Origin of the sequence: Rhodococcus sp. CH91 (genome assembly GCF_022554085.1) — a bacterium.
Classification (GTDB): domain Bacteria; phylum Actinomycetota; class Actinomycetes; order Mycobacteriales; family Mycobacteriaceae; genus Rhodococcus.
Genome location: NZ_JAKFYR010000001.1, coordinates 609,922 through 627,930, shown reverse-complemented (window position 1 = coordinate 627,930; position 18,009 = coordinate 609,922). Strand labels below are relative to the sequence as shown.

The 18,009-nt window shown below is 65.6% G+C and carries 15 protein-coding genes; 1 reads left to right on the top strand and 14 read right to left on the bottom strand.

The genetic code is table 11. The annotated features are described in order from the left end of the window. From MOM01_RS02965 to MOM01_RS02905, 13 genes are all read right to left on the bottom strand, one after another. Positions 1-789, bottom strand: a complete 789-nt coding sequence (locus tag MOM01_RS02965; protein WP_241383885.1) for a hypothetical protein — start codon at positions 787-789, stop codon at positions 1-3. 150 nt (positions 790-939) lie between these two features. Beyond that, the gene (locus MOM01_RS02960) at positions 940-1,806 is read right to left on the bottom strand and encodes an alpha/beta hydrolase (RefSeq protein WP_241383884.1); all 867 of its coding nucleotides are present in this window, start codon (positions 1,804-1,806) and stop codon (positions 940-942) included. 34 nt (positions 1,807-1,840) lie between these two features. Beyond that, positions 1,841-2,773, bottom strand: coding sequence for an NAD-dependent epimerase/dehydratase family protein (locus MOM01_RS02955; protein WP_241384042.1), 933 nt, complete (start codon positions 2,771-2,773; stop codon positions 1,841-1,843). A gap of 5 nt (positions 2,774-2,778) precedes the next feature. Next, on the bottom strand, positions 2,779-3,573 hold the full coding sequence (locus MOM01_RS02950; RefSeq protein ID WP_241383883.1) for a hypothetical protein: 795 nt from the start codon (positions 3,571-3,573) through the stop codon (positions 2,779-2,781). A gap of 95 nt (positions 3,574-3,668) precedes the next feature. Beyond that, positions 3,669-5,513, bottom strand: coding sequence for a flavin-containing monooxygenase (locus tag MOM01_RS02945; protein ID WP_241383882.1), 1,845 nt, complete (start codon positions 5,511-5,513; stop codon positions 3,669-3,671). Between the two features lie 114 nt (positions 5,514-5,627). Next, positions 5,628-6,095, bottom strand: coding sequence for a VOC family protein (locus tag MOM01_RS02940; RefSeq protein ID WP_241383881.1), 468 nt, complete (start codon positions 6,093-6,095; stop codon positions 5,628-5,630). 28 nt (positions 6,096-6,123) lie between these two features. Beyond that, positions 6,124-7,017, bottom strand: a complete 894-nt coding sequence (locus MOM01_RS02935; RefSeq protein ID WP_241383880.1) for a cyclase family protein — start codon at positions 7,015-7,017, stop codon at positions 6,124-6,126. A 488-nt stretch (positions 7,018-7,505) separates the two neighbouring features. Next, positions 7,506-9,404, bottom strand: a complete 1,899-nt coding sequence (locus MOM01_RS02930; protein ID WP_241383879.1) for a flavin-containing monooxygenase — start codon at positions 9,402-9,404, stop codon at positions 7,506-7,508. Positions 9,405-9,441: 37 nt separating this feature from the next. Then, complete coding sequence (locus MOM01_RS02925; protein WP_241383878.1) at positions 9,442-11,016, bottom strand: class I adenylate-forming enzyme family protein; 1,575 nt, start codon at positions 11,014-11,016, stop codon at positions 9,442-9,444. Beyond that, positions 11,013-11,822 (bottom strand): enoyl-CoA hydratase, encoded by an 810-nt coding sequence (locus MOM01_RS02920; protein WP_241383877.1) that lies wholly within the window; start codon positions 11,820-11,822, stop codon positions 11,013-11,015. Before MOM01_RS02920 ends, MOM01_RS02925 begins: the two co-directional genes overlap by 4 nt. Next, on the bottom strand, positions 11,819-12,901 hold the full coding sequence (locus MOM01_RS02915; protein WP_241383876.1) for an acyl-CoA dehydrogenase family protein: 1,083 nt from the start codon (positions 12,899-12,901) through the stop codon (positions 11,819-11,821). The genes MOM01_RS02920 and MOM01_RS02915 overlap by 4 nt, the downstream gene beginning before the upstream one ends. Before the next feature lie 9 nt (positions 12,902-12,910). Continuing rightward, the gene (locus tag MOM01_RS02910; protein ID WP_241383875.1) at positions 12,911-14,068 is read right to left on the bottom strand and encodes an acyl-CoA dehydrogenase family protein; all 1,158 of its coding nucleotides are present in this window, start codon (positions 14,066-14,068) and stop codon (positions 12,911-12,913) included. Next, entirely contained in the window at positions 14,065-15,102 is a 1,038-nt protein-coding gene (locus MOM01_RS02905) for a Rieske 2Fe-2S domain-containing protein (RefSeq protein WP_241383874.1), read from the bottom strand. The genes MOM01_RS02910 and MOM01_RS02905 overlap by 4 nt, the downstream gene beginning before the upstream one ends. 433 nt (positions 15,103-15,535) lie before the next feature. Between MOM01_RS02905 and MOM01_RS02900 the strand changes: the two genes are divergently transcribed. Continuing rightward, on the top strand, positions 15,536-16,606 hold the full coding sequence (locus MOM01_RS02900; protein ID WP_241383873.1) for a Zn-dependent alcohol dehydrogenase: 1,071 nt from the start codon (positions 15,536-15,538) through the stop codon (positions 16,604-16,606). A gap of 78 nt (positions 16,607-16,684) precedes the next feature. On the opposite strand, the gene MOM01_RS02895 is transcribed toward MOM01_RS02900, so the two are convergent. Next, the gene (locus MOM01_RS02895) at positions 16,685-17,719 is read right to left on the bottom strand and encodes a TetR/AcrR family transcriptional regulator (RefSeq protein WP_241383872.1); all 1,035 of its coding nucleotides are present in this window, start codon (positions 17,717-17,719) and stop codon (positions 16,685-16,687) included. Positions 17,720-18,009: the final 290 nt, after the last annotated feature.

Below are 18,009 nucleotides of genomic sequence, written 5' to 3'. Positions count from 1 at the left end.
CTAGCACCCGCTGAATTCGTCCTCTTTCAGCACGGACAGCACTGGGCCGCCTTCGCCGATCACCGTTCCCACCGAGGGAGTCTGGTCGACGACGACCCAGTTGCGGTCCCACACCTGGGCGCGTTCCTGACCCGTCGCGTCCACGCTTGTCGAGAAGAACACTCCCGCAGCCTGGATCGCGTCCTGCGCGGCTTGAAGATCCATGCACACGACGTTCGGCATGACAGTCGTCCGCGCACTGGCGGATACTTGCGGCGAAGGAACCGTCGTCGTTGCTGCAACGGTTTCCGGAGATGCAGTGCGCGCTGTCGCCGCCGCCGAGGTCGTGTAGGGAGCGGACGACGTCGTCGTGGCGGAACGAGATGTGGACTGCGGGGTGGTCGTCGCGTTGTCCTTCGACGGAGAGTCGAGCCCATCCGAGATGTCGCTGATGATGCCGATGAAGACGATGATCGCAGCGATGCCTGCCGCGACAACGACCCCGCGACGAATCTGGGGCGCCTTCGGCGGCTCGGGCGGTGGCGCCATCGCGGCATGCACATCGCCGATGAGGAAGGCACGGTGTCCGGCCTCCGCGCGAGCAGCGATAGCGGCCTGTTCGGCCTTCACCCGCTTGTGCCGGTCGCGTAGCGGCTTGCCTATCGCGAGGTATCCCAGGCCGGCGGTGAACGCCAACTGGACGAGCGCGTCCGCGAAGTTGCCGTTGAGCGTCTCCACGATCGCCAGCCACAGTGTGATGGCGGCGAACATCCCCGCTACGACCCGCAGATAGGGAACGACGAACTTCATGCTGCTCCTTCAACCCTTAAACCAGGCGTGCCGCGGACGACGGGCGTACCGCGCTTCTCAACCTGGGATCGGAGCGTCCGGCTTCGTCGTTACGATTTCACAGCAGTCACCGCCGCCAGTGCCTGTACGACCATCGGCAGGCTGAGCCGTTCACCGATGAGGCCGTCGAGTGCCCGATCGGACGAACCGTACGCACGATTCGATCGACGCCACGGAATCATCGTGGTCAGGACGGATCAACGGCCACGTGTGTCCCTGTTCTGCAACCACTTCCAGCGTGCAGGTAACGTTCGCCTTCGCAAGCGATTCGGCCAGCCCGAGCGCATCACCGACCAGCGCTTCGTTCCCGCCCACCTGGATCAGCGTGGGCGGGAATCCCGCGTGGTCGGCCAGCAACGGCGAGGCCAGCGGGTCACGTGCAGGGGCACCCTGCAGGTAGTCGTCCCGCGCCGACTCCGCGGTAGCCAGCGGAAAGAAGACGTCGGGCGCGGTCGCATAGAAAGGCGACGAGCAGTGCAGGTCGAGCCACGGCGACAGCAACATCAACCCGTCCGGGCCACGCACCTCGCTCCTGGATACAGCGGCGACCACCGCAGTGGCGAGACCGGCACCCGCCGAATCACCGGCGACGACGACCGGCCCCTCCGCCGTGGACGCGAGTTCCTCGTAGACCGCGACCGCGTCGCGCAGTCCGGCCGGGAACGGGTTCTCCGGCGCGAGCCGATAGCGCGGCAGCACGACAGCGGCCTCGGCGCCGGCCGCGATTTTCGCCGCGTAGGCGTTGTATGCCTCCGGGCTGCCCATCCGGTATCCACCCCCGTGCAGATAGAGGATGGTCGCCCGGTCACCGGCCCGGACGGTGCGGCACGGCACACCCGCGAATTCCGCATCACCTGCCGTGACCCCCAGCGCGGGGTCGATCTCGGTCGCGGCGAACATCGCGCGGCGTTCCAGCAGTTCCGGGCTCGCCGGCGTACCGGTCCGCTCGGCGGGCAGCGCGTCGTGCACTGTCGGCATGTCTTCTCCCATACGGTGTTCTACGAAAGGATGCTCACGAGCGGGCGGTCTCGACGAGCTTGTCCGGATGACGAGCGGCGATCGTCCGGCGGATGCCTTCACGCCAATCCACCGTGCACGGCCCGGTAATGGAGGCACGCAGCGTGGTGTCCGCGATGGATCCGCGCAGTGTTCCCTCGATGGGAGACACGTCGACGACGGACTCGACCCCCATCAACTCACCGGCGTAGGCCGCCCACTCCTGCACGCTCACCGGTTCGTCGCCACCCCAGTTGACGATGAGAGCAGGTGTGGAGGCCGCCTCGAGCAGGGCACCGACCTGAGTGTTGATGTCGTCCTCGAAGATCGGGCTGTACATACACGGATCCCAACGGGTGGTGATCGGCCGGCCGTCGGCGATAGCGTCGACATGCATGGCCGGGAGTCCCCCGTTGGGGCCGTACGACGCGTTCATCCGAGCGATCGTCACCGGCACACCGAAGGCGCGGGCAGCGAACCGCGCGGTGGCCTCCTGGCTGATCTTCGACATCGAGTAGGTCGGGGTGTGGGTGCTGTTGCACTCCCCCAGCGGCGACTGTTCGGTGAACACGTACATGGGGTCGTCCTGCGGGCGGTAGACCGAATGGGTCGACATCACGAGGGCACCCTTGGCGGATCGGCAGTGCTGCAGAAGGAGTCCCGTACCTTCCGCGTTGGCGCGGATCGCAGCGTCGTAATCCCATCCCGCAGCCAGACTCGCAGCCAGATGTACTACGTACGTGAAATCCTCCGGGACGCCGGTGAAGTCGCCCTCACCGAGATCGCACGTCACCGGGGTGATCCCCGCTTCGCTCACCCGCTGCCGGTCGTCGGCCCGGCTGTACCGAGCGAGGCCCCACACTTCGTTCTCGGCCGCCAATGTCCTCGCGATCGGGAAGGCGATCTGACCGGTCACCCCGGTCACCAGGATTTTCTCACCGCTCAACACGGATCTCACCACAATTCGTCGGTGTACTTGTCCGTACCGACCACTGTCGGGATGAACGGCGAAGCGAAGGTGACCTTGCCCGCACCCGACTTCTCGATGTCCGTTGCGTAATCGACGATGTGCTGCCAGCTCGCGGTCGGCTCGTCTTCGAGAAACAGCATCTGAAGGATGCGGTCGGCGGTTCCGCCGTCGTTGCCCATCTTCATCGGCACATTGTGGTCGGCGGGCCACGGCTTCATTCGCCAGCTGCTGATCAGATCGACGGCACCTTTGCCGACGAGGATCTTGGCCGGTCCGTTGTCGATCATGTCGAGGGCGGCGGTGCGGTCCACGCCCTCTGCTGGTTCGATCATCACGGTGACAAGGCCGCCGTAATGGTGATCGTGTGCGAGTTCGAGGGGGACGCCGTCCTCCTGCGCAGATACGGTCGAGTCCGGCAGGTACTGGCCGGTGTGGACGTGCTCACGCTCGGCGAAGCCGCGGCCGGCGGCGTACAGTTCGCCGACCTGCTTCTGCGCCCAAGCGTCTGCGATTTCCGCGTCGGGCTCGTGTACCCAGTAGATCGCGAGGTACGAACCATTCTCGGTCTTGGTCGCGACCGGTCCGGTCTCCGGGAAGCGCAGGTCCTTCAGCCTCTTCGTGGCGACCCAGCGGCTGCCGGTGAACCAGCCCGGACCGACCATGCAGCCCGAGTAACGGTGATCGCGTTCGTACCAGCGGTTGTAATCGACCTCGTGACCGCGCGCCGGATCCACGAGGGTGAACAGCGAATAACCGAGCTTGACGGGGGTCAACGCCATCTCTATCTCCTTGTTTCGAGCACGGACTCGCGGGCAGCCGCTGCCATCGGCTACCCGCGGTCCACGGAAAATTTCTGCGGACGACGTCCGGTGGCTCAGCGAGTCACGGCGATGCCGTCGAACTTGTCGTCCTCACGCCACTTGCGGAGCAGGTCGAAGTACTCGTAACCGGGCCCGTACAGACCGCCTGCGAGAGTGCTGCGCTTGTCGTCGACGCGGCCCTCGTTGTTGTAGTGGCCCGGGGTGCACGAGAGGTTCCATTCCCGTCGCATCTCCGCGTGCTCGGCGATGGTCGCGTTCCAGCCGGCCTCGGCCTCGGTGGTCGGTTCGATGGCCCGGATGTCTTCGTTCAGGCACTTACCGACCATGTAGACCATGTGCCGGGCCTGATTGTCGATGAGGTTCGAGATGTTGGAGACCTGCGTCGACTGAACGAATCCCAGGAAGAACAGATTCGGGAAGTCCTTGCTGAGGAAGCCGTGGTAGGTGCTGGCGCCTTCGGCGAACTTCTTCGACAGCCGGTTGCCGTTGCGGCCCAGCACGTCGTAACCCGCCTTGTCGGTCCAGGTGCGTCCCTGCTGGAAGCCCGTCGCGTAGATGATGAGGTCGACCTCGTACTCCCGATCGCCGACCACGATGCCGTTCTCGGTGATCCGGTCGATCGGCGTGGTGGAGGTGTCGACGATGTCGACGGAGTCCTTGTTGAATACCGGCAGGAAGTCGTCACTGAAGCCCGGCCGCTTGCACATGGTGCGGTAGTAGGTCTTCAACTTCTCGGCCTTGGCGGGGTCCTTGACGATGGTGTCGACACGGTCGCGCAGCATTTCGTTCCACTCGTAGTCCGAGCGCTCCATCGCGTCCATGTACTGCTCGAGGGTCGGCTCCGCGCCACCGGCCTCGTAAATCGCGCGCATCTGATACTTGGCGAACTTGATCCAGCCGTCGTCGACGTCGCAGTCGGTGGTGGCGCGGTCCATCGCACACTTGTCGAAGGAAGCACGACGTTCCTTCTGCCATCCCTCCGGCAAGGACTCGAACCATTCGATGTCGGTCGGAGCGTTCTCGCGGGGCGCGATCTGGCTGGGTGTGCGCTGGAAGACGACCAGCGACTTCGCGTGCTCGGCGAGGTGCGGAATGGCCTGGATACCGGTGGCACCGGTTCCGATGATGGCCACCCGCTTGTCGTGCAGCCCGGTCAGATTTCCGGTGCTGTCTCCACCCGTGTAGTCGTAGTCCCACCGGCTCGTGTGGAAGCTGTGCCCGGTGAACTTCTCGATCCCGGGGATGCCGGGCAGCTGGGGCCGGCTGAACAGACCGCTCTGGGTGGAAACGAAGCGGGCACGGAACACATCACCGGCGTCGGTACGCACCGTCCACCGCGCGGTGTCCTCGTCCCATTCCATCTCGGTGACCCGGGTCTGGAACAGGGCGTGCTCGTACAGGCCGAACTGCGTGCAGAGGGACTGCGTATAGGCGAAGATCTCGCTGCCGCGGGTGTATCGCTCGGTGGGGATGTAGCCGGTCTCTTCGAGGTACGGCAGGTAGATGTACGACTCGATGTCGCAGCGCACACCGGGGTAGCGGTTCCAGTACCAGGTTCCTCCGAAATCGGCTGCGACGTCGAGGATCTTGAAGTTTGTGACACCGATTTTCTTCAGCTCGATGCCGGTGCTGATGCCCATGAAGCCGGCGCCGATGACGAGCATGTCGAGATCGGCGGTCTCCGGGGGTGCGGTGCGGGGGCCGTCCGCGTGCGGGTCGGCGTCGAACCCGGCGAACTTGCCTTCGAAGTCGATGGCCTGGAAGGTGTCGGCACCGGTGTTCGGCAGACGTTTGTCGCGCTCTTCGGCGTACTTCTTCCGGAACCATTCGAGGTCGTCGACCTTGCGCTGGGGTTCCCAGAGGTGTGGATCGCGTGCGGGGGTCTCGGGGGCGGTCATGAAAGTCCTTTGGTCGTCACTGCGTCGGAATGCGATTCGGCAACGGCGGGGTTCGTCGTCGTGACGCATTCAGCGATGTATCGGGGGGAAGGCCGTGATCCGGCGCAGGTTCGGTCACCAGGGGGTGCCGGCAGGGATGTGCATGAGTTCGACGCGGTTGCCGTCGGGGTCGGCCACGAACACGAACTGTGGAGCGGTCGGATCGCCCGCACCAGCGCGGGTCTCAGGCACCAGCACGCCGCCGTATTCGCACAACGCCTCGGCCGCGGAGTCGATGTCGTCGGCGAAGAACGACAGGTGGGTCATGCCCACATGGTTACGGCGGGTTGGAGGAGTCCCGATCACGCCGGGTTGCCGGTAGGACAGCAGCTCGATGCGCAGGCCGTCCTTCTCCAGGAAGGTCGAGGTGAGGCTGCACGGCGCATCCACCTCGGGGATCTGCTCGTCGATGTCGTATTCCATGATCTTGACGAAACCCAGTCCGTTGCAGTAGAAGCGAAGACTCTTGGCCAGATCGGAGACGCACATCCCGACGTGGGAGGTACGGTACGTATGCACAACCGCTTCGGTGTTCTCGGTCATCCGGGATCCTTGTGGTGTGAGAGTGCGGTCAACCGACGGCGACGGGGGTGACCGGGCTCGCCGTGGCGCCGGTGATCTTCAGCGCGCCGATGGTCAGCAGGAACTCGTAGCACCTGTCGGCGGCGAGCTCTGCGAGGTTCATGTTCTCGACCAGGTAGATGCCGTGCTCGACGAGCAGGATGATGTGTCCGCCGAGGTAGACGTTCCGGTCGAAGGGGATGGGTTCGATCGCAGCGTTGTCGGAACCGACCAGCGCCACGTCCTTCTCCGCGAGGAAGGCGGCCGCTTCGAGGCCGATGCCCGGCTGCGGCATCATGTCGCCCTGCTCGGCCAGGTAGTCCTCGAGCCATCCCGTGCGGATGAGCACCAGGTCGCCCGTCTGCAGTTCGACGCCCTGGTCGTCCAGAGCTTTCTGCAGGTCGGCGACGGTGATGACGTAACCCGGCTCGAGCAGGTCGACGCCCTTCGAGGCGGCGACGTCGATGAGGACGCCGCGGCCGGCGATGCCGCCGACCTTGTCGATGCTGCACTTGGCTGCGCCCGAGTACGGGGTGACCTGGTCGGCGGGGTAGCCGTTGTAGATCTTGTTGTCGGCGTACACGTGACACAGTGCGTCCATGTGCGTGGAGGTGTGCGACGGCATGACGAGCTGATCCTCGTTGGCGCCGACGCCGGGGGCGCCGCCGTTGGCGCGGGCCATCGCCTCGTCCTGGTGATTGGTCAGAGTGAGTCGCTGTGGGATGCCTCGGTATTCGAGGTTCGGCACACCGGATCGCTGTATCGGAATGCTGAGGCTGTAGGTCTTGCCCGTCTTGGGCAGGCGGAGAGCGGCGAGGACCCGCTCCGGCGTGAGGAGATTGAGCGCACCCAGCTCATCCGCTTCACCCCAGCGGCCCCAGTTCGACTTACGCGTGCTCAACATCGACTCCTCAACGTGGTGTCCTCGATAGCGAGGTTTCGGGGGTGGTTGTCGGTCGGTTCGGGACGTGTCGGGCGACGAGCGCGAATCGAATCCGTGAACGACGACACCTACCCCGCGACTTGTGACCGGACTCACTGTAGCCACCGGCCACGTATGCGTCAACACCTCTGCCGAATTTCGGTCCCTTCCGACTCCGCCCGGAGGGGGCGATCACCCCGCAGGACGGATTCCACCAAACTTCGGTGGAGAGCGGGCATTCAAGGCCCACCGGTGTCACCGGACGGACATTTGCCGCTGACGATTCCGCATCGACGTAGGCATCCGGGAATACTCGGCGACGGCCTCCTACAGCCCGGCGTCAACCCGGGAGCGGCTCGAGGATCTCCTCCGAATCCTGCGCCGACCTCCGACACGCGTCCGTCGACCGGGGTGTCGGCATGCACGCACAGGTGCGTGATACCGACCTCCGCCAGTTCGTCGGGGATCTCCTACGGCACGTCCGTGAAGTCGTAGTGCGACTCGTCCGGACTCTCACACAACTCGTAGTACTTCTCGCCGTTCCACGGTGCGTTCATCTGCAGCCGGCCGAACTCGTTGACGTAGTAGTTCTTCTCCATCGCCGAATTCGGCATCAGGTAGATGAGCTTCTTCGCCTCGTCGTGCAACTGCTCGTTGTACTCGACGAAGGCGTCCTTGCGGATGACCATCGACGCCCGGCCCTTCTCGAGCATCCCCACGATGCACTCGGCGATGTAACCGGTCCAGACCTCGAACCACACCGGCAGGCCCGCACCGCTGGCCACCGGCTGCGAATTGGGGCCGTACAGCATGAACATGTTCGGGAATCCGGGCACGGTCATACCGAGATGCGCCTGCGCGCCCTGCGCCGACCAGACATCTTCGAGAGTCACACCACCGAGACCGTAGTACTGCGTCGGCCAGATGTACTTCTCGGTCTGAAAGCCGACCGCGGCGATGACCAGTTCCGTCTCGCGGGTCTCGCCGTCGGCCGTGACGATAGCGGTGTCGGTCATCCGCTCGATCGGAGTCGTGACGAGTTCGACGTTGTTCCTGGTCAGCGAGGCATACCAATTGTTGTCGACCACCGGACGCCGCGTCATCGGCGGGTAGTCCGGGACCAGCTTGTCGATGAGGTCCTGCCGGCCGTCGACCTGGGCCGAGATGTAGCCGACCAGCATCTCGCGCAGCATGTCGTTGCGCTTGCTGATCTGTCCGCCGTTCGCAATCCATTCCGCGTCCGGGATCAGCACGTTGCGCAGGTCGATGGTGGCCAGGCCGGCGACGTACTTGTTCCAGTTCCAATAGAACGGCATCTTCTGGATCAGCCACTGCAGCTCGTCGGAGATCGGCACGCCGTAATTGGTGCGCGGTGTGATCCACTGCGGCGTGCGCTGATACACCGTCACCGAATCGGCCTTCTCGGCGATCTTCGACAGCAGCTGCACGCCCGTCGAGCCGTTGCCGATCACGGCAACCTTCTTGCCGGCGTACTCGACGTCCTCGCTCCACCGGGCGGTGTGCACGACCTGGCCGACGAAGTCGGAGACCCCCTCCACCGAGAGTTCACGCGGTGTCGCGAAGACACCGCTGGCGGCGACCACCACGTTCGCTTCGACCGCCGTGTCGGAGCCCTCGCTGTGCACGGTCAGTGTCCAGCGCTGCGTCGCCTCGTCGAAACGGGCCTCCGTGACGTCGCACCCGAACCGGATGTGCTCGTACACACCGTACTTACGTGCCACGTGATCGATGTACGCGCGCACGTCGGATTGACGGGCGAAGTACTCGGTCCACGGGTACTTCTTCTCGAAGGCGTACTCGTAGGTGAAGCTCACCGTGTCGACTCGGACGTCGGGATAGGTGTTGATGCTCCACACCCCGCCGACCTCGGCGCGGCGCTCGTAGATCGTGAACGGAACGCCGAGGTGAGCCAGCTGTACACCCATGGCGACACCGGCGAAGCCGGCACCGACGATCGCGACGTGATAACCCTCCGGAATCACCTTCTCTCCGTGCCATTCTGCCTGATATGGCATGTCGGAGAAGGCGGGGAGCTTGTGCCGCATGATCAGATCGTCGGGCCCGAGTGTGCGGGCTTCCGCCATCTCGAGCAACTCGACGATCTCGTCCCGGGACGGGACCGGCAGCATCGACTCGTCCGGTTCGGTGAGCAGGTATTCGACGGCTTTCGCCCGGATGAGCGCAGTGTCCTCGTCGGAGAACACGATCGCGTCCGTCGTCGGACCGAAGACGCGTTCGGGGGTGATCGCCGCGATCTCCGCGTCGCGGGTCGCCTGGTACAGCGCCATCCGCAACGCATTGGTGTCGGCGCACTCGACGGCGCGCTCTATGAAGCTACGTCCTGGCATGGGAACTTCCAATTCTCGGATTCGGGGCGGGGCCGAGTCAGTCGACGGCCGCGCCGGACAGGGCCCGCTGGTCGATGACGGACTGCCGGAGATGCTGCTTGCGGATCTTCATCGTCGGAGTCTTCGGCATCTCCGAGACGATCACGACATCCTCGGGGAACTTCGCCGGCGAGATACCGGCCTCCCGGCAGTACGAGCGGACCTCGTCGACACCGAGATCGGCTGCACCGTCGTGCAGTTGGAGCACCGCACAGATGCGCTCACCCGACCGGTCGTCGGGCAGGCCGATGACCGCGACATCCGCGACCGCGGAGTGCGCCACGAGCACCTCTTCGATCTCGGTGGGGCTGATCGATTCTCCCTTGCGGATGATCAGGTCCTTCTCCCGACCGACGAGGACCAGGTGACCCTCCTCCTCGAGCTTTCCGGTGTCGCCGGTGAACATCCAGCCGTCGGCATCGAAGGGACGGATGATCTCGCCGTCGGCGCGGTACTCCTTGAACAGCATCGGGCCCCGCAGCCACACTCGACCCACCTCGCCGGTGGGCAGCACGTCGTCCTCCTCGGTACGGATCTGCACCTCGCAGCCCAGAACGGGGCGTCCGGAGGTGGTGGCCAGTTGCTCGATGCTGTCGCTCATCCGGGCCGAGGTGATCATCGGGCACTCGGTCATCCCGTAGGCGTGCAGGATCGGGATGCCCACCTCGGCGAGCACGTCCCGAAACAACTTCTCCGGCATGGGCGCTCCGCCACCGGCCAGCATGCGCAGGGTAGGAACCACCCGCGTGCCCGGATCCTTCCGCTGTTCCTCGAGCAGCAGGGCGTAGTGCGGGGTCGAACCACCGGTGATGGTCACGCCCGCACGACGCATCAGATCCACCGCGGCGCCCGGCTCGTAGACCTCCATGACGGCCAGCGTCATACCGGTGGCCAGCGACGCGATCAGCAGGTCGGGACCACCGATGTGCGCGTACGGGAAAAAGATGGTGCCGACGTCCTCCGCGGTCGCACCGATCGCGTCGGCGAGGGAGACGCCGCCGGCGATGAGCGTGCCGTCGGTATGGCAGACACCCTTCGGTGCCGATGTCGTTCCGGAAGTGGTGTAGATCCAGCGCACCTCGTCGCGACCGACCGGCGCGGCAGGAAGGGTGGCCGGATCGTCGTCGGGCAACTCGGAGGAGACGGTCAACAGGTTCAGACGGGACCCGCTCGCCGCACGCAACTCTTCGGCCATCGCGCCGTGGTCGAAACCGCGGAACTGCCCAGGAGTGATCAGCCATTCCGATTCGCACTGGGCGAGCATCGCCCCGACCTCACGTGCCCGGTAGAGCGGGATGATCGGGTTCTGGATCACGCCGAGACGCGACAGCGCCAGGCTGAGTACGACGGTTTCGATGCGGGTGGGCAACTGCCAGCTCACCGTCGAGCCGGGTTCGATCCCGCGGGCCAGGAGTCCGGCCGCGACACGCTCGGCCACGGAGACGACTTCGGCGAAGGTCATGCGGCGATCGTGCTCGTCGATGAGGGCGACGGCGTCACCTGTGGTCTCCGCCCGCAGGGCCAGCAGATCCCACAGGGAGACTGCGTCGTTCGGCGCGATGTCCGAGATCACGACTTCTCCTCCTTCGTGTTCGCTCCCGACGGAAGCGGACCGGGCGTCAAGAGCGGATATCCGGTGCGCAGCAAGGCGTTCGCGTGCCCGTGCCAGTGGATGTCGAAGGCCGACTGCAAGGCGGCCTGCTGACCCATGATGTCGAGAGTCTGGTTGACGGCACGCTTGGCGGTGGCCAGTCCCCACGGATCCATCTGCGCGATCTCATGCGCGAGGCCCATGGTCTGCGTGTCGAGCTCATCGAGCGGGACCACGCGGTTCACCATGCCCGCGGTCAACGCCTCGGGCGCGGTGAACCTGCGGGCCGTGAACAGCATCTCCTTGGCACGGCGAGCTCCGAGTTCCCAGGTGTGCGCGTGGTATTCGACACCACCGACACCGAACTTCACGACAGGGTCGCTGAAGTAGGTGTTGTCGGCCGCGACGATCAGATCGCACGGCCAGATGACGTTGAGAGCACCGGCGACGCACGCGCCCTGGACCGCTGCGATCGAGGGCTTCGGCACGTCGCGCCACTTGCGGGAGAAGCCGAGGTAGTGCTCGGTCTCCCAGCCGTAGGCACTCTCGAGGGTCGTCTTGCCCTCCTTGAAGTATCCCGGGGCCACGGTCTTCAGGTCGTGGCCCGCGGAGAAGTTGTCACCGTTGGCGCGCACCACGATCACCTTGACCGCGTCGTCGCGGGCGGCCTGCTGCCATCGGGCATCGAGGTCCTGCAACAGGGATGCGTCCTGGGCGTTGTGCTGGTCCGGACGGTTCAGGCTGATGACGGCGACGGCGTCGTCGACGCGGTAGTCGATGTAGCTCATCGGCCGGTCCCGGTGTAGATGCGGTCGAGGGCCGCGACGATGTCGACGTCGTTGCGTGCGGCCGAACCGAAGTCGAACTGCCAGCGCTTGGCGGCATCGGTGAACAGATGCACATTCGACTCGATCATGTACCCGATGCCCGCGTGGACCTCGTGCGCCGAGTGGACGATCTCCTGCGCGGCCTTCGCCGCCTGCTTGCGCATCAGACCGATGTGGGGCTGCGGATCGAGGACGGCGTCGAGGGCGGCGGCGGCCGAGCGTGCGTGCACCGAGGTGAAGTGCGCAGCGATCGCGAGGTCGGTGCACAAGTACTGAACTGCCTGGAAGCGGCCGATCGGGCCGCCGAACTGGTGCCGCTGCTGCGCGTACAGCACGGTGATGTCGAGTAGTTTCAATCCGGCACCGTAGAGCTGCGCCGCGCGCAGCACCGCTCCGCGCTGCTCCGCGACCTCGACAGCCCGGTCGGCGTCGGCGCCGCGGGCCAGCACGGCACCGTCGGCCACCGGTACCTTGTCGAAGGTCACCGCGAACATCGGGTACCCGCCCATGTTCGGCATCGCGTCGACAGCGGTTGCGGATTTCGACTCCACCACTACCACAACGCTTTCCCCGCCGGGTGCGTACACGAGGAAGCTGTCTGCGCCGTCGGCGTGGTCCACGGCCAGCGCAACGCCGTCGAGCACACCGTTCTCGTACGTCACCGCCGAGCCCCACTCGGGGGACGGGAACACCGGGATCACCACGGTCTCACCGTTGCCGATGCGCTTGGCGAGGCTCGTCGCCTCGTCGGTGCCGATCACCAGCGCAGCGTCACGGGACATCGTCAGCTCGAGCAGCGGAGTGGCGGCCAGCGCCCGTCCCGCCTCGACGAAGATGCCGGCGATCGTCGCGAGCGACGCGCTGTCGGCGTCGGCGCCGGTCGGATCACCGAGTTGCAGCCAGCCGAGTTCGGCGAACTGTGCGACCTGATCCGCGAACGGAACAGTGTTGGATCGGTCTTCCAGCGGCGAGTACCGCGCGAACACCGACTTGCTCACATCTGCGAGGGCAGCGAAGTCCTCGCCCCATGCCAATTCCATCTTCAGCTCCTATCGGGGCAGGCCGAGGCCCCGCGTCGCGAGCACCATCCGCTTGAGTTGGGACGTTCCTCCGGCGTGGTTGGCGAAGGACTGCCGGTACCACGCTTCGGGCTTTCCGTTGAGGGGTGCGTACGACGATCCCGACCGCAGTTGGCTGGTCGGGCCGAGCACCCGGTCGTAGATCTGAGCGAACAACGGCTCGTATTCCTTCGCCGCGACCTGCTGGACGCCACCGCCCCAGGGGGTCTGCCGACCGTGGGCGTTGTCGCCGATGATCTCGTAGGCGAGCAGGCGCTGGGTCTGCACGATGCCGGCGAGTTCGGCCAGATCGGCCTTCACGTGCGGGTCCTCGAGCTTGCCCGGGATCGCCTTGCAGTACTCGATCAAGTCGCGCAGCCTGGCTTCCTGCATCGCGTAGATCGGCTCGACCGTCCCCGACGCGTAGAAGGCGCGCATGATGTACTGCCAGCCCTTGCCCTCCTCACCGATGAGGGCACTCGCCGGCACTCGGACATGGTCGAGGAAGGTGCTGGACTGGACGCCGCCGCCGTAGTTGCGCATCGGGTGCAGGGTGACGCCGGGGCTGTTCAGGTCGACGACGAAGATGCTGACGCCGGCGCTCAGGCTCGCCTCGGGGTCGGTTCGGGCGGCCACGTACAGCACGTCCGACATCGGCCCCCAGGAGGTGAATGCCTTCTCGCCGGTGATGACCCATTCGTCGCCGTCCTTGACGGCCTTCGTGCGCAGGGAACCGAGGTCGGAGCCGGCTCCGGGTTCGGTCAGGCCCTCGGCCCAAAGGGTGCGCATGTTCGCGATGTCGGGCAGCAACCGCTTCTTCTGTTCCTCGGTGCCGCCCACCAGGATGGTGCCCGCGGCGAGGAAGATGCCGACGGAGTTGATCAGCGGCGCGTCGGCCGCGTACAGCTCTTCGAGCAGGATCTGGTTGGAGATCGGGGACAGTCCCTTGCCGCCGTACTCCTTCGGCCAGGTCAAGCCGATCCATCCCTTGGCGGCGATCTTCTTGCTGAATTCGACGGCGATCGCCCACTGTTCGGGTGCGTCGTCGAATTCGGGATTGAAAGCATGCTCTTTCGGCAACTCGGCGTCGAGGAACTCGCGGATCTCGGCGCGCCAGGCCTCGTGTTCTGCTGTCAGTGTCGGTCTCATGAGCCGTTGTCCACCTGGAATTCGTCGGTGCCTGCGGTCTGCTCGGCGGCGCCGTGGCCGAGGTGGCCTTCGGGGTAGAAGCGGCGAGCCCACTGGCGGATGTCGCGGAAGCCTGCGGCCTCGGCGGTCGCCAGGCCCGGCGGTTCGGTGTAGCGCTGGTGTTCCCAGATCGCGATGTCGGCCTCGAGCTGGCCGATGGCATTGCGCTGTCGCTTCGCCACTCGCGCGTCGTCCTGGCCGTCCTCCTTGCTCGCCCACGCGGAGAAGCGCACGATCGAGCGCTCGTCGTCGACGGGGGTCACCGCGGTCAACGAGCAGATGGCGCCGACGCCGTCGGCGTACGAGAAGCCCAGTCCCAGACCGAGGAGCGATGCCCTGGTCCGGCCCTCGACGAGTTCGAATGCCCCGTCCGCGCCGCGACGCTTGAAGTTCAGCGCCAGTTCGGTCTTGAAGTCGTACTCACCGAACTCGCGGTGGACGACGGTCGGGATCTCGTCGGCGCGGTGGACGTACTTGAAGTGCGCGAAGTCGACGCCGTTCTCTGCGGCGTACTGCGGGTGGATCGGCAACTCGGCCGATTCGAAGCGGCCGGCCTCCCCCGGCTCGTGGTAGTCGCTCGCCGAACCGCAGTTCGGAAAGAGGTCGAAGATGCTGGGCACGTCGTACAGGGGGTCTCGTCCCTCGACGTCGTGCCAGATGTACATGATTCCGTCGCGTTCGGCGGTGGACCAGGTACCGATCCTGCGAACCCGGTTCGTGGCCTTCTGGTACGGAATGCAGGTGTTGCGACCTTCCGGGCTCCACTGCCAGCCGTGGAAGGGACATTGGATGTCGTCGCCGGCCACCGTGCCACCGTGGCCCATGTGGGCGCCGAGGTGCTCGCAGTATGCGTTCAGAACCACCAGGCGACCGCTCTGGGTGCGGTAGGCGACGAGATCCTGACCGAAGTAACGCAGCGGCTTCACATCGCCGATCTCGAGGTCGGCGGACCAACCGATCTGGAACCACCCCGTCGGCTTCATCGATAACGCCATGGGCGACACTTCATCCTCCTGAACTGTTGCAACAGAGGCACTTTCGGCACCTGCGCAGAAGACTTTCCACGACGAGGGCTTTCACGGATCGCACTCGACAGGCATGCGCGGGCACGCCCGTTCGCCGGTCTCCGGCAGAGCATCCTCCGCTCGGTAGCCGGGGCCACTGCAACCGCATGCCGTGACTGGCATCACTGTAGCCATTGGCTACGTTTGCGTCAACATGCTGAGGACTTCGCCTTGTTTCGCCAGATGAAGGCGGCATCGACGCCACGCTTGACGGTCGGACCCGCCGGCCATAGCATCACCGACATCGATACAGGTGCCACTGCGGTGGCCCCGGGTTTCCCACCACCCCTTAGTTTCCCGCCCGCATCCCGCTGCGTGTCCTCGCACCGCCCGGGTGGGTTCACATTGACAGCGAGGTCGAGAATTGAAAGCCATCGTCTTCGACGGCACCGTCAACAAGCTGGTCGACGGTGTCACCGTCCGCGATCCCGGCCCCGGTGAAGTTCAGGTCCGCATCGTCGCGAGCGGCCTGTGCCAGAGCGACCTGAGCGTGGTCAACGGCAAGATCCCGTTCCCCACCCCCGTCATCCTCGGTCACGAGGGCGCCGGCATCGTCGAGGCCGTCGGGCCGGGCGTGAGCACACCCGCCGTCGGCGATCACGTCGTGCTGTCGACGCTGGCGACGTGCGGCCAGTGCGCCGCGTGCACTTCCGGGCGCCCCACGATGTGCCGCGAATCGTTCGGGAACAGGGACACCCCCTTCGAACTCGACGGCAGCCCGATCCACAACTACGCGGCGCTGTCGACCTTCGCCGAGCGCATCGTCGTCAAGGCCGGTCAGGCGGTGCCGATCCCGAAGGACATTCCGTTGTCGACCGCGTGCCTGATCGGTTGCGCCGTGCTGACCGGCGCAGGAGCGGTGCTGAACCGGGCCCGCGTCAACCCCGGCGAATCGGTGGTGGTCATCGGCGCCGGCGGCATCGGTCTCAACGTCATCCAGGCGGCACGCGTCGCAGGGGCGGCAACGATCGTCGCCATCGACACGAACCCGGTCAAGGAGTCGAAGACCAGCCTGTTCGGTGCCACCCACTTCATCGACGCCACTGCGGGCGACACCATCGCCGCAGTTCGCGAACTCACCGACGGCGGGGCCGACCATGTCTTCGACTGCGTCGGCGGCGAGGCGATCACCAGCCAGGCGATGGAGATGCTCGACTGGGGCGGCCAGTTGATCATGCTCGGTGTCGCCGGTCCCGAGGCCACACTGTCGGTCCCGGCCGGCTCCTTCTACATGGACCGCTCGGTGCTCGGCTGCCGCTACGGCTCGTCACGACCGGGCGCGGACATCCCGAAGTACGTGGACCTGTACCGGTCCGGCAGGCTCCTCCTCGACGAACTCGTCACCAGGACCTACGAGCTGGAGGACTTCGAGTCCCTCATGGACGACGCCCGGAACGGAAAGCTCGATCGCGGTGTGCTGCTGATGCCGTCCTGACGACAGCCCTGTTACGGAGCAGGCAGAAGATCTCTCGGCTCTTCCGCCTGCTCCGATTTCGTCGATGCTCTGAAGGCCTCACCCGTCGCGGTTGGGCCGGGCTGCGTACACGAGAAGCTTGAGCAGCTCGGTGACCTCCCGCCGGAGGTCGTCCCGGCTACGCCACCGATTGTCGGCGAGTTCGATCATGTACGGCTCGTACAGATCCCACACCGACCCGACGACACCGAGCAGTCCCGCCACCACGCTCGAATCGAACTCGGCCCGAACATCCGGCTCGACCGGGTTCTCCCAGAGTGCGTCGATCTGCGCGCGATAACCGTTCGACCGTGCTTCTCCGAGCAGCCGATCCGGCTCGATCCCTTCGAAGATCGACCACATCAACATCCGGCCGAACTGACCCGAATCGAGATCGGCGCCGATGGAGTTGTCGATCGCGGCATAGACGTCCTTCTCCTCGGACAGACGCTCACCGCCGTAACCCACCAGCAATTCCATTACCGCCACCAGCAGATTCTCCTTGGTGCGATAGAACCGGTGGATCAGCCCGTACGACACATCCGCCGCGGCGGCGACCTCCCGTAGCGTCACCTTCGCGGGGCCCTTGCGTGAGAAGAGGTCGGCAGCCGCGAGAAGGATGGCCTCCTGCGCCCCGGACGCCCCCGGGCGGGTCGGCCTCCATTCGGCGACCTTCTTCTCCGCGATGTCGGGGTCGGGTTCGGCCTGCAGTGCAGGATGTTCCTCGATCGAGCCGGTCGTGCAGGTGCCGGCCAACCGCAGTGCGTCGTCCTTGGTCTCGGGATCCAGCAGTAGCTCGGCCGGAGTCCGATCGAATCCCTCGACCTTCGTGATCGCCCACAGAGCGATGGCAGCCGGTTCGACGTCCTCGTCGAAGGCCGCGAGGAGCTCGGGGACCTCCGGGTGGATTCTGCGATTGTCGGTGTCGAACTGCCATACCGGGAAGAGCGTCACCCCGTCGCCCGCATAACCGAGCATCTTCCGGCTCCGGACACGCTTGTTGATCGCCTGGCGACTGATATCCAGGAAGCTCGCCACCTGCGGCGTGGTCCAGACGTCGTCGGCATAGGCGGCGGTCTCACTGAGGTGCTCCATATGGCGCAGACCCTATCATGATCGGCGACAGCGGGATTCGCGTGGCGAATCCGCTTGCCGGTGCAGACGGCGATCGATCGGTGTTCCGATGTCGCACCCCATCTTCGCGAATCTCCTCCGTCCTGTCATCCCACTCGACGGAACAATGCCCCGCAACGTATTGACGACAGTGTAGCCAATGGCTACTGTGACCGCAGTCACTGGTCGGTGGCGACTCGGCCCGGCCGCGTCACCACCACATTCATGCCCGGATCCCGGACGCTGCTCGGCTACGTGCCCGGTAGCGGCCC

Excerpts from the sequence above, each read along its gene's own strand:
- MOM01_RS02910 (WP_241383875.1), bottom strand. The coding sequence starts at position 14,068 with ATGAGACCGACACTGACAGCAGAACACGAGGCCTGGCGCGCCGAGATC.
- MOM01_RS02965 (WP_241383885.1), bottom strand. The coding sequence starts at position 789 with ATGAAGTTCGTCGTTCCCTATCTGCGGGTCGTAGCGGGGATGTTCGCC.
- MOM01_RS02930 (WP_241383879.1), bottom strand. The coding sequence starts at position 9,404 with ATGCCAGGACGTAGCTTCATAGAGCGCGCCGTCGAGTGCGCCGACACC.
- MOM01_RS02940 (WP_241383881.1), bottom strand. The coding sequence starts at position 6,095 with ATGACCGAGAACACCGAAGCGGTTGTGCATACGTACCGTACCTCCCAC.
- MOM01_RS02950 (WP_241383883.1), bottom strand. The coding sequence starts at position 3,573 with ATGGCGTTGACCCCCGTCAAGCTCGGTTATTCGCTGTTCACCCTCGTG.
- MOM01_RS02895 (WP_241383872.1), bottom strand. The coding sequence starts at position 17,719 with ATGGAGCACCTCAGTGAGACCGCCGCCTATGCCGACGACGTCTGGACC.
- MOM01_RS02905 (WP_241383874.1), bottom strand. The coding sequence starts at position 15,102 with ATGGCGTTATCGATGAAGCCGACGGGGTGGTTCCAGATCGGTTGGTCC.
- MOM01_RS02935 (WP_241383880.1), bottom strand. The coding sequence starts at position 7,017 with ATGTTGAGCACGCGTAAGTCGAACTGGGGCCGCTGGGGTGAAGCGGAT.
- MOM01_RS02920 (WP_241383877.1), bottom strand. The coding sequence starts at position 11,822 with ATGAGCTACATCGACTACCGCGTCGACGACGCCGTCGCCGTCATCAGC.
- MOM01_RS02915 (WP_241383876.1), bottom strand. The coding sequence starts at position 12,901 with ATGGAATTGGCATGGGGCGAGGACTTCGCTGCCCTCGCAGATGTGAGC.
- MOM01_RS02945 (WP_241383882.1), bottom strand. The coding sequence starts at position 5,513 with ATGACCGCCCCCGAGACCCCCGCACGCGATCCACACCTCTGGGAACCC.
- MOM01_RS02960 (WP_241383884.1), bottom strand. The coding sequence starts at position 1,806 with ATGCCGACAGTGCACGACGCGCTGCCCGCCGAGCGGACCGGTACGCCG.